The sequence below is a fragment of the Pseudoalteromonas sp. C8 genome, from assembly GCF_011378685.1.
Classification (GTDB): Bacteria; Pseudomonadota; Gammaproteobacteria; order Enterobacterales; family Alteromonadaceae; genus Pseudoalteromonas; species Pseudoalteromonas arctica.
Map to the genome: position 1 here is coordinate 48,037 of NZ_WTKT01000007.1, position 11,550 is coordinate 59,586.

At 37.4% G+C, this 11,550-nt stretch carries 10 protein-coding genes; 2 read left to right on the forward strand and 8 right to left on the reverse strand.

The genetic code is table 11. The annotated features are described in order from the left end of the window. Window positions 1-147 precede the first annotated feature (147 nt). Window positions 148-834 (reverse strand): GntR family transcriptional regulator, encoded by a 687-nt coding sequence (locus GQR39_RS08430; RefSeq protein ID WP_007582477.1) that lies wholly within the window; start codon window positions 832-834, stop codon window positions 148-150. Window positions 835-1,098: 264 nt separating this feature from the next. On the opposite strand from GQR39_RS08430, the gene rsmF reads away from it, so the two are divergent. Next, complete coding sequence (gene rsmF / locus GQR39_RS08435) at window positions 1,099-2,559, forward strand: 16S rRNA (cytosine(1407)-C(5))-methyltransferase RsmF (protein WP_165735360.1); 1,461 nt, start codon at window positions 1,099-1,101, stop codon at window positions 2,557-2,559. Window positions 2,560-2,621: 62 nt separating this feature from the next. Then, entirely contained in the window at window positions 2,622-3,716 is a 1,095-nt protein-coding gene (locus GQR39_RS08440) for an acyltransferase (RefSeq protein ID WP_165735361.1), read from the forward strand. Window positions 3,717-4,142: 426 nt separating this feature from the next. Here the strand turns inward: GQR39_RS08440 and GQR39_RS08445 are convergent, their stop codons facing one another. The 7 genes from GQR39_RS08445 to GQR39_RS08475 all read right to left on the reverse strand — a co-directional run bounded on the left by GQR39_RS08445 (window position 4,143) and on the right by GQR39_RS08475 (window position 11,525). Further along, a complete protein-coding gene (locus GQR39_RS08445; RefSeq protein WP_165735362.1) occupies window positions 4,143-4,847 on the reverse strand; it encodes a VpsP family polysaccharide biosynthesis protein in 705 nt (234 codons plus the stop codon). After that, window positions 4,840-5,568 (reverse strand): CpsB/CapC family capsule biosynthesis tyrosine phosphatase, encoded by a 729-nt coding sequence (locus GQR39_RS08450; protein WP_165735363.1) that lies wholly within the window; start codon window positions 5,566-5,568, stop codon window positions 4,840-4,842. Before GQR39_RS08450 ends, GQR39_RS08445 begins: the two co-directional genes overlap by 8 nt. Window positions 5,569-5,573: 5 nt before the next feature. After that, window positions 5,574-7,781, reverse strand: coding sequence for a polysaccharide biosynthesis tyrosine autokinase (locus GQR39_RS08455; protein WP_165735364.1), 2,208 nt, complete (start codon window positions 7,779-7,781; stop codon window positions 5,574-5,576). A gap of 22 nt (window positions 7,782-7,803) precedes the next feature. Further along, complete coding sequence (locus GQR39_RS08460; protein WP_165735365.1) at window positions 7,804-8,328, reverse strand: polysaccharide biosynthesis/export family protein; 525 nt, start codon at window positions 8,326-8,328, stop codon at window positions 7,804-7,806. Then, window positions 8,328-9,548, reverse strand: a complete 1,221-nt coding sequence (locus tag GQR39_RS08465; RefSeq protein WP_165735366.1) for an outer membrane beta-barrel protein — start codon at window positions 9,546-9,548, stop codon at window positions 8,328-8,330. The genes GQR39_RS08460 and GQR39_RS08465 overlap by 1 nt, the downstream gene beginning before the upstream one ends. Further along, window positions 9,532-10,935 carry an undecaprenyl-phosphate glucose phosphotransferase gene (locus GQR39_RS08470; RefSeq protein WP_165735367.1) on the reverse strand — a complete coding sequence of 468 codons (1,404 nt, stop codon included), beginning with the start codon at window positions 10,933-10,935 and terminating at the stop codon, window positions 9,532-9,534. The genes GQR39_RS08465 and GQR39_RS08470 overlap by 17 nt, the downstream gene beginning before the upstream one ends. A gap of 203 nt (window positions 10,936-11,138) precedes the next feature. Beyond that, complete coding sequence (locus GQR39_RS08475) at window positions 11,139-11,525, reverse strand: 3-phosphoshikimate 1-carboxyvinyltransferase (protein ID WP_165735368.1); 387 nt, start codon at window positions 11,523-11,525, stop codon at window positions 11,139-11,141. Window positions 11,526-11,550 lie beyond the last annotated feature (25 nt).

An 11,550-nucleotide genomic window follows, 5' to 3' on the forward strand; every position in this document is an offset into this window, starting at 1 on the left:
TAATATCAATCTGTATGGGTATGAGGTCTATTTAACGATAAGAAAATCGTTCTGTAACTAGGCAATAATTTTTATGTTTAGTGGTTCTAAATAAAAAATTTTTAACGACGTTACGGAGCGATTTAATCCGTTAAATTGTTCGAATACTCATATTGATTGGTATACATCAAATTTGGTTTGAATATTTGCTTGCGATGCACTGATGTGGCGCTTCATTAGCATTTCGGCCAGTTCACCGTCGTGGTTTTCAATGGCGTTAATAATAGCTAAATGCTCATCAAACGCTTTTGATACACGCGGCCCCACCATGCCCATTTGTACACGGTACATCCGTATTAATTGATAGAGCTCATTACACAGTAAATGAATTAAATGCGCGTTTTTACTGCCTTGAATAATACGGTAATGAAAATCTAAATCGCCGGCTTCTTGATAGTAAGATTCGCCCTCTTTAACACGTTGTGTTTGTAAGTGCTGATTAAGTAATTGCTTTAAGCCTTTTACTTCTTCGGGTTCCATATTGTCGGCAGCAAGCCTGCATGCCAAACCTTCAAGTGAGCTGCGAACTTGATAAACTTCAATCAAACGCTCAGCAGTAAGGGCAACTACTCGGCAACCTACGTTAGCTTTACGCTCAACAAGGTAGCAACTTTCTAGGCGGTTTAATGCCTCTCTAAGCGTTGCACGGCTTACACCATAACGTTTGGCAAGCTCAGGCTCTGATATTTTACTGCCTTGAACTATACTGCCTTCAACAATCTCACGGCGCATATCTACAAATACTTGATCTGATGCGGTAGTTATAGGCGCTTCGTTTAAAAATGTGTGTGTCATAAGTTACTTTTAGATTGTCGACAATTAATGTCGTTACTATGGGCTTATTAAAAAATCATGTCAACCCTTAAACCTATCAAAATGGCTAAAAAACACGCTCATTATCGACACTATTAACCTAAAGTCGCATAAAAATGGTTTTAAAATAGACTAAAACAGTGAAGTGTCGACAGGGCAATAAATCAGATGTTACGTCTTTAAGCGCTGAAAATGCATTATATAAATGCTATTATCGCGCTTTATTTTTATAGTATGAGCTAACGCGTGAACGCCAACACTTTTATCCCTGAGCACTTTATTGATGACGTAAAAACCTATTTACCAGCGCATCTAAACTTAGATGACTTTTTAAATGCGTGTCGCAGGCCGCTCAGAAAATCTATCCGCGTTAATACATTAAAAATTAGCATTGAAGAATTTGTAGAACGTGCAACTGAAAAAAATTGGCTGCTAACCCCAATCCCTTGGTGCAGTGAAGGCTTTTGGCTAGAGCGCCCAAACGATGAAGAACAAAACCTAGCCCTTGGTAATACCGACTTACATCTAAGCGGGGCTATGTACGTGCAAGAAGCAAGTTCAATGCTGCCCCCTATCGCATTAAAGCAAAGTATTGAACTCGCAGACTCTCAAAATAACACCATACTTGATATGGCATCAGCGCCAGGTTCTAAAACATCGCAGCTAGCAGCTCTTATGGATAACCAAGGCGTGCTTGTTGCAAATGAGCTTTCGTCATCTCGTTTAAAGGTACTTAGCGCAACGCTCAAACGTATGGGGGTTGGTAACTGTGCGCTCTCGCATTTTGATGGCGTTATATTTGGCAACTACATGTTTGAATGCTTTGATAGCATATTGCTAGACGCGCCATGCTCTGGCGAAGGTACTGTGCGTAAAGACGCCGACGCACTAAAAAATTGGTCAATAGAATCAAACATTCAAATAGCCCAAGTGCAAAAAGACTTAATTAAAAGCGCATTTTACGCATTAAAGCCAGGTGGCACGTTAGTGTATTCAACCTGCACACTTACCCCGCTCGAAAACCAACAAGTGTGCGATTATTTACTCAGTGAATTTGGCGACTATATAGCGCCTGAGTCACTCAGTGATTTATTTGAAGGTGCAAGTAAAGCCACCACAAGTGAAGGCTATTTGCATGTATGGCCGCAAACATTCGACAGCGAAGGCTTTTTTATTGCTAAATTTAAAAAACACGCAAGTTGCGATAATCCAAATCAAACTGTTAAAAAAGGCGCGTTTCCGTTTAACGAGTTTGATAAAAAACAAAGCGTCGCGTTTATGCAATCGCTTAAAAAACACTTTGGGTTAACTAACCTACCTGGCAACTTAATGCAGCGCGACAAAGAGCTGTGGTTATTTCCTGAGGGATTTGAAACTGTGCAAAATAAAATTAAGTACGCACGCTTAGGTATTCAAATTGGCATCATCCATAAAAATGGCGTAAGGCTAACGCACGAGTTTGCAACCGTATTTGGCAATGAGTGTAAAAACAATGTATTTGCTTTAAATAACGAGCAAGCAAATGATTATTTTCAAGGTAAAGATATACGCTTAGCTGAGGCAACTCAAACAATAGGTGAAGTGGTATTAACGCTATGTGGCTGCCCTATTGGGCTAGGGAAATGGCAAAAAAATAAGATCAAAAATTCACTACCACGCGATCTTGTCCAAAATACACAGTTAATAAGCTGGGTACCACTAGTTTAATGTTTTATTGAAACACTGAATGCAATATTATGTGTAACCTAAATATTTTTTAAGGGAATAAAATGAAAAAAAGATTCGAAGCTCTAGACGCATTTAGAGGACTGTGTGCAATATCAGTTGTTTTGTATCACATGCATATTGTTGGTTCGATAACTGAGCTAAAGTTCTTTCAAGGAAGTGGAGTGTTTGTAGAGTTTTTCTTTATACTAAGTGGCTTTGTTCTTGCTCACGGCTATGGTTTTAAAGAAAGCTTAAACTTCAAGTCGTATTGTAAAGCTAGGTTCTTTAGGATATATCCTCTACACTTTTTTATATTAATGGTATTTATCGCTTTCGAACTGATGAAATTATTAGCCACTAATTTTGGTGTATCATTCAACGGAGAGCCTTTTTCAGACAAAACAGCGGTATCTGCAATCATTCCAAATTTACTTCTTATACAGTCTTGGACGCCATATACAGAACACCTTTCTTTTAATTTTCCTTCATGGAGTATAAGTATTGAGTTTTACATTTACTTCTTATTCTTCTTCACAGCCACTCTATTTAGCAAATTTAAATTACTTACATGGTTAACTGCATCCCTATTTGCGTTTACACTTATCTACTTTCACTCAGAGTTACTCACTAAACAAGTCCTAAGTGGACTATCTTGTTTTTTTGGAGGCGCCATCGCCTACAGTGTTTATAGGAACATTTCTCACATAAAAATCCCATATACCTTGGGAAGTATTTTTGAGTGTGCATTGTTAGTAAGTATTGTGTTTATTGTTCAGGCACAATTTGAATTAAAGCTTATTGTCGCTCCATTACTTTTCTTGATTACAGTATTGCTCTTTTCCTTTGAAGCTGGTGTTGTATCTAAGATTTTAAAAATAAAACCACTTCAACTTACTGGGCAACTTTCTTACTCAATATACATGACCCACGCAGCAATATTATTCCTTGTAGCAGCAGGAACCCTTGTTTTTAAAAAGCTTACGGGGATTGAGATCGTAAAAACTATAAACTCTTTAAAATATATAGATGTTGGTAATACATATATAAACAACTTAATAGTTTTAATAATTTTAGCAACAGTCATCATTACATCGAAATTTACTTATAAATACATAGAACTCTGGGGATTAAATTTAAACAAGAAACATAAGACGTAAGACAGTAAAATTACTAAGCCTTATTTTATGTATAATATGGCTTAGTAATAATTGAGAAACAAAATGTTGAAGTGTACTCATTCTATTTACGATTTTATCAAAATACTAAAAAGTCTTTTGGCAAATGATCACCATCACTCCAAAAATGTATTCGCACGTCATAAAATCGAATTATAGAAAATTTTTTTGCTCTATTCCTTAAAATTAAAACAGCACTTAAAAACACCGAAACCCATAATCAATCCAATCCTTTGTTATCAAATGTAACCAAATGGAAAAATTAGTTATGCATCTTTTAAAAGCTTTACTATAGTTTAACTACTTTCTTCTTCTCCCTAAGAATCCAGAAAGTGTTTTTTTGTTAGCGCATGGCTCTTAGTGAGCCAATCTATAGCCCAGAGTTTTTTTATAAGCCTCTGGGCGTTTTTATTTACAGGTTTGTTTGTAAATATAACGCTGTTTAAGTTTTTTATATGCAGCGCCAAATTGTAGTGACATACACAAAGTCGGTAGTTGATTTAATTGTTCAGCAATAGCGTAAATGCGGTTAAATCGATAACCATACTGGGCAGCCATGCTTAAAGAGTTTACATACAGTGCCTTATACTCAGGAGGTAAGTGCTGCCAATTTGCTAACGAAATTTCTATAATACCTAAATGCACATCAAGTTTGTAAGGGCCTACCTTTTTAGCCTGCTGAATATACTCATAAACACGTTCGCTTGGCCCTTCTTGGTAACTAACAACTTGTGCTAGTGCAATCCAGGTTTCTGGCCAGCTTTGGCGCAGCGCTACCGACTGTAAAAGTAATTGCTCTACCTGTTGGTAAATTGCTAAAACATCGGTGGTTTTATCTGTATCAGCGGCTAATTTAAGTATTTGCACATGCGCCATTAACTGCAGATAGTGCGGATGTGTGTGCTCAAGCGAACTGGCAAGGTTTATAGCATCTTGTGCTGATTGTAAATTTTGCGGGGAGTAATTATTAGCACTGCCTTTTAACGTATTAACAGCATTAAAATACCAAGCGTTAGCGCGCATGCTTTGAAAGCTTGAAAAACAAATCGCTAATGTAATTAGCACAAGCACAACTATTTGAACCTGCTTAATAAGCTTATTGGTGTTATTCATCAAATAATGACGCTGTTAAATTAAATGGATTTGTTACAAACAACTCATGGGCTTTATCTGCCCCCATTAAATCACTCACAATTTGCCTAGCTTTACTTAAAATAGGTGGCCTGCGTTTAACCGAATGCGCGTCGCTCGCAACATAGCTGACTAACCCATTTTTAAGCATATCAACACTAATAGCTTTTGCTTGTTCGCCCCACTCGCCTTCAATACTTGACGCGGTTAACTGAAATTCACAACCTAATTGCTTTAAACGCTCTATGTAAAAGGGTTTAGCTTGTATATCGCGGTTACGTTCTGGATGCGGAATAATTGTTTTAATATTTTTTTTATCAAGCCACGTAATAAACTTATCGTACCCTTGCGATACGTGTGAATGCGGTAGCTCCAGTAATACATAATTAGCACCATTTACATTACCAATAAACGGCAGTTTTTTGCTCATAACCAAGGTCATTAGCTCTACATCAAGCCTAACCTCTGCTGCAACAGCTAGTTTAATACCAATATTATTTACTAATGCCTGTGCTTTTAAAATAGCTAGGTCGTCATAAATATGGGAAGCCGCGTTATTAAATCGGCCTAAATGAATGTGCGGAGTAGCTACCATGTGGGTTATACCATCGGCTTGTGCAATTTTTAATAGCGCTAAAGACTCCGTTAAGTCTTTAGCGCCATCGTCAAGCCCTGGTAGTATATGAGAATGTATATCTATCATTCGTTTTAAGCTGTTGGTTGCTCAGGTTTTTGTGAGTAATCATGGTAATCGTAGTAGCCGTAGCTATGTTCATCGTTAGACTTACTCATATCCACCTGATTAAGCACCACACCGGCTACATGTACTTTTATCTCAAATAACCGTTCAAGGCCAGCCTTAATTGGTTTAATACGGGTAACATCTGATTTTACAACATATATTACCGAATCAGCACTTTGTGCTATTACTAATGCATCACTCACGGCTTGTGTTGGTGGTGTATCAATAATTATATGGTCGTACTGAGTTTTAAGGTGTTCGATTAACTGTGCAAACTTAATGTTTGATAATAACTCAAGTGGGTTACTTGGTATTTGCCCGCTTGGCATTATTACTACACCTGATTTTTCATCAATGTGAACACACTCGCTAAGCTCTTCTGTACCTACTATTAAATTTGTTAAACCAGGGTGATAAACCGGTATTTCAAATCGCTTAGCGATAGTTGGCTTACGTAAGTCACCATCAATTAGCAATACTTTACCCATTTGAGCTAAGGATATTGCTAAATTAGAAGATGTTGTTGTTTTACCTTCACCTGGCGATGTAGAAGTAACAGCAATTATTTTATGCTGTTTATCAAGCTGAGTTAAAAGTAAACTGGTACGAAACGTTCGTACTGATTCAGCAAAGCGCCTATATGTTTCGTCAAGATATGCATGCATAGGCAATACACTTTTTTTAGGTAAGCTTACCTGTGGTAATAGGCCGAGCATTCGCTGAGCTAATTTGCTTTCAACGTCTGGTTTTGTTTTAACGGTATCGTTAAGGGCATCAAAGATTAAGCTCATAACTATTGCAAAAATAAAGCTCGCTACAAACGCAAGCACAACAATAAGCTTTTTATTGGGTTTACTTGGGTTATTTGGAGCATACGCTCGGTCGGTAAAGCGTGCTGCAGCAGAGGTAAAATCGCTTGTTACTTCGGTTTCTTTAGAGCGTGATAAAAACGTATTAAATATATTGCGGTTTGTTTCTACTTCACGTTTTAGCTGGTTATATTGAGTTTCTTTACGGGTAATATCTTGGTAACGCGCTCTGATATTACTTAAATCATTTTCGAGTGCACTCACTGTTCTTGTGACCCTATTAAGCTCTTTTTCTATACCCGTAATTAGGCCTTTAATTTGCTTATTAAGGTTATTTTTAACAGTAATAAGCTCAGCACTGGCCGATATTATTTTAGGGTGTTTAGGGCCATAAACCTCACTTAACTCGCTTAACTTACGTTCAACGGTAACTACATCACGTTTCACGTTTTGAATAACATTATGTGATGTTATTTCAGGCATACTACCTAATAACTCAAGATTGTTATTACCGTATTCGGCTATAACTCGGTTAATGCTCTCAAGCTTGTTTTTTCCGTTGCGCGCTTCAATTAACTGAGCCGATATTTGCTCAAGCTCTTGTGTTGCAAGGCCTGCGATACCTTCAATATCGATAAGATGCTGATCTTCTCTAAAATCTTGCAAGCGCTCTTCTGAGTTATCGAGCTGAATACGAAGTTGCGATAACCTCGAGTTTAACCAACTAGAAGCCTGTTGAGTTATCCCCATTTTTGCTCGCATTTGGTTATCAATGTAAACTTCACCTATAGTATTAGCAACTAAAGCGGCTAAGTCAGAATCGCTCGACTCAAAGCTTATGTTTACTAGTTGGGTATTTCTGATAGGTTCAATACCTAGCTTAGATTTGTAAATACTCAGTAAAAAAAGCATTTTTTGATCTGCTTTTTCTTCTGCAGATAAATATCTTTCTTCGTTTTTATTTAAAAAAGGCAGTAAACCTTTTACATAACCTTTAACCTCGCCCATTAAGCTAGGCTTAGGAATAAAATCGCCGTGTTCTTCTAAGTTAAGCTTGGTAATTACTTCTCGGCCAATACTGTCAGATTTAAGTATTTCGAATTGCGTTAAGTAATACTCTTTTTTTGTGGTATCAAGGCCATAAATTTCTTCAAAACTAACCGCTTTAGATTGCTCTGATTCAATAAGTAAAGTAGCAGAGGCCGTATATTGCGGGATCAGAGTTAAAGCAAACATTATTGTTAACAACGTAACGACTACCGAAAAGCCAATAATACGCCATTTAGCGCGTTGTATAACTTTTAGATAAACAGTGAAATCAATAACGTCTTCGTTATCAATTGAATTATTTTCGAACTTATTCATTATTTACTGCCTTTAAAACTGCTTAAAACAAGCGTTGTTCTATTTTTATTGTATCGCCTGCTGCAATTTGGCTATTAAGGGTGCCTTTTTGTTGCTGCTGCTTAGTTTGCTCTTTAAAAATATAAATTTTATCAGTTGATGCCCGCTCAGTTAAGCCGCCCGCCAATGCAACGGCTTGATTAACTGTCATAGCTGGCTGATAAGGGTAAGCACCAGGAGATTTAACCTCACCATGTATATAAAAGGGTCTGTATTCAACAACCTGCACATATACACTAGGAACTTTTAAATAATCAGGCTGTAAGCCATTAGCAATGGACTTTTCGACCTCAAAGGTAGTTAGCCCGGCAAGTTTAAGTGCCCCTAAAAATGGGTAATTAACCTCACCACTGTTACCTAGCAATGCAGTTACCTCTAAATCGGGCTCACCAAATACTTTTATTACTACTTTATCACCTGGGCCCAATACATAATCTTGTGCCGCTTGTGCAAAACAAGTTGTACTAAATAAAAAGCACAATGCACTAAAAAAAAGTTTACAGTTCATTAATTAGCCTTTAAAGCAAACGTAAAATTAATACCAATTTTTACACGATCAAACTCGATTAATGGCTGATTCGAGTTTTTATCAATAAAATCAACATAGGTCGAAATTAAACCAAAGTTATTAGCTTGGTAATTTAAGCCAAGCCGAGCGCTTTTTGTTTCATCGTTACGCCCAATATCGCCAGTATATTGTTCATCTATATAGCTTATACTCGCTACTGAGGCTAAATAATCACTCCAATCGTGCGTCCAATTTATGCCATAGGTGCTTTCTTTGATGTAATCGCCTTCTAGCAGTGGATCGGTCGCCGCTCGACTGGTTGTTAAATCAAATGTAGAGTAAGTTAAAGGTTGCCAAGTAACCCCAGCCTCCCAGCTTAACCCACTAAAGCTCTCACGCTGATTATCGTCAAAGTCTTTATTTTGGTAACCAAGTTTAAAGGTGCCAGAGGTAAGTGACGTTGCTTCCCACTCCATACCAAAAAGAACTTTAATATCATCAGAATTGCGAGAAACACCACTAGACTCTAAAACGTCGTAGCGGTAGTCATCGCGGGTTACTTCTACAAACAATCGTGTTGCCGCTTGCGTGTTATAATACCCTTTTGCCCCAATTAACGTTTTATCGTAATCGCGGTATTGTGATGTAGCTCTAAAATTTTGATATTTTTTACTGTAAAAGCCAGAAACCAACTCTAATTGTGCCTTAGATGTTTTCGAACCAAATCTATAAGTACCAGTAATATCTTGTTGTTGGTACTGTATTAGCTCGTCAACAATATCACCCAAGCCCTGCGTTAAACCCAAGCCACGTGGCTCATACAACCAATCAGCAGTGCCGTTAATATCAAAAACGTGTCGGCTCGTAAGTTCTTTATGTACACCTGCACCCAAATTAACTTGAGTAAAGTTATCAACAGGATTTTTATTATATAAAGAGCTACTGGTGCCAACGTTTAGTTTGTAGCTGTCGGGGCCATCGTCTATTACCGCTGCAACACCTGGTGAAATAGTCCAAATTACACGCGACTCTTCGTCGGTTGGTGTATTAAAAATGTTGTCGTTAACGCTTAGGCCTGTTTGCAAAACCGGAGTAATTTCGGCACCATCTTTGGTCATAAAGCTGCCTGGCGTAAATTCGGCCGATGCAGGAGCAGACAACGTTGCCGACAGTAAAACTACAGCACAAGGTATAACTGATTTTTTAGTATGCATTTGCATTCTTAAATCCCTTAAAAATTGTCATAAAAATAATTTTAACATCTAACCATAAAGACCAATGCTTTATGTAATGTAAATCGTATTCAACGCGTTTTTCCATTTTATCAAGCGTATCGGTTTCGCCGCGCCAACCATTAATTTGTGCCCAACCGGTTATACCTGGTTTAGCTTTATGCCTAAACATGTAAAACTCAACTTTTTTACGATACTCTTCGTTGTGGGCAACGGCATGTGGGCGTGGCCCTACTATCGACATATCGCCTTTTAACACGTTTATAAATTGCGGTAACTCGTCAAGGCTAGTGCGGCGTAAAAAGCCGCCCAACTTAGTAATACGGGCGTCGTTTTTAGTAGCTTGAGTCACTACTGCACTATTTTCGGTTACCGACATTGAGCGAAACTTCCATACTTTAATTTTGCGCCCATCAAGCCCATATCGGTCTTGTTTAAATATTACAGGCCCCTTAGAGGTAAACTTAACAGCAAACGCTATAGCAATAAGCATAGGAGATATAAGCAGTAATATAATTGACGACACTATTATGTCTTCGGTGCGTTTAATAAACTCACGAGCACCAATAAAAGGAGATTCAAAAACGCTTAGCGTGTCTACATCGCCAACGTGTTCAACACGGGCATGTATTAAATTTGAGAGTAAAAAGTCAGGTATAAAGTGCACGTCTACGGTGGTATCGCCAAGTTGCAATAACAAATCGGCTATCCGCTTATCGGCTTTCATTGGGAGTGCTATATAAAGTATGTCAATTTTGCCTTCGCGGGCAGCACATATAGCATTTTGAATAGTTCCAGACACTTCGTACGTTTTTACATTATTAAATAAACGCTCTGGTTTACGATCGTCAAAAAAGCCTAAAAACTTAAAACCAAGCTCATCGTTTTTTTCAATCTCGTCATACAAATAAACGGCAGACTCTGTGGCACCTACAATTGCGACATTACGTAAATTCATACCTAAACTACGGCGATTTCGTTTATATAATTGCACCACAAAGCGCCATATATACAAATAAACCACACTAAGTAAAAACCATAAGCCTAAACCAATACGAGAAAGCGATTCGGTAAATTTAAACATAAAAGATATAAAAAATAAAATACTAAAGGCGACAAACAATGAGCCCCAAGCACACAAAACCATAGTTTTAAATTTACCAGCACGCCAAGAGCGATAAGCAGAAAATATTTCGGCGCAATATAAAAAGCTTAGTGCAACAGTTAAAACAGCTATCATATAATGAGCTGTCAGTTCAAAACTGTAAAAGAGTGCAGAGCATTGAAAGGCTAAAAATAACGCGAATATATCGAATAAACGATAAAAACTAGCATCGGATGAGCTATTAGGCTTAAACGTCCTTGACGACTTCATACTTTTAGTCCCTAAGTAAAGTGCAGTGGATAAATACCCACATAGCTATAAATAACAATAACGTATTACTTACCTGTATTCAATAATTCAGTTTTTTAAAAGCTAGAAATAGTGTAACAGGCCACAACCAAATTAACTTGTTCTTAATGCAATCGAAACATATATAAACAAAAATAAACATTTAAATTTTGTTTATATATAAACTACAAAAATAAACTTTTAACGTAACTCCATATACCTAATGAAAAACCTTCAAAGAGGTTTATACCTAAAGCCGATTTTAATAAATAAATAAATAACAACACTATAAAAAAACCTAAAGTCACTAAAGTGGCTTGGGCTATGGCAGAAGCTTTTTTTTCGGTAGCACTTAATTGTCGCCTATTTCGACCAGCTAATAATACAAAGTAATATCTGTACTTAAATAATCTAACAACACCTCTGCAATCTACAGCATGAACTCCCCACTGCCTAGCGCCAATGGCTATTTTTAGATGAGATAATTGTTCTTCAGTAAAGCTGTTTTGTACACCTTGGGGCATCCTATTTAGTAAGCTTCTTATTGCCGGGTCTTCAGATAAAGTAGGCATTAGCCACTCCACTTTGTTAAATATT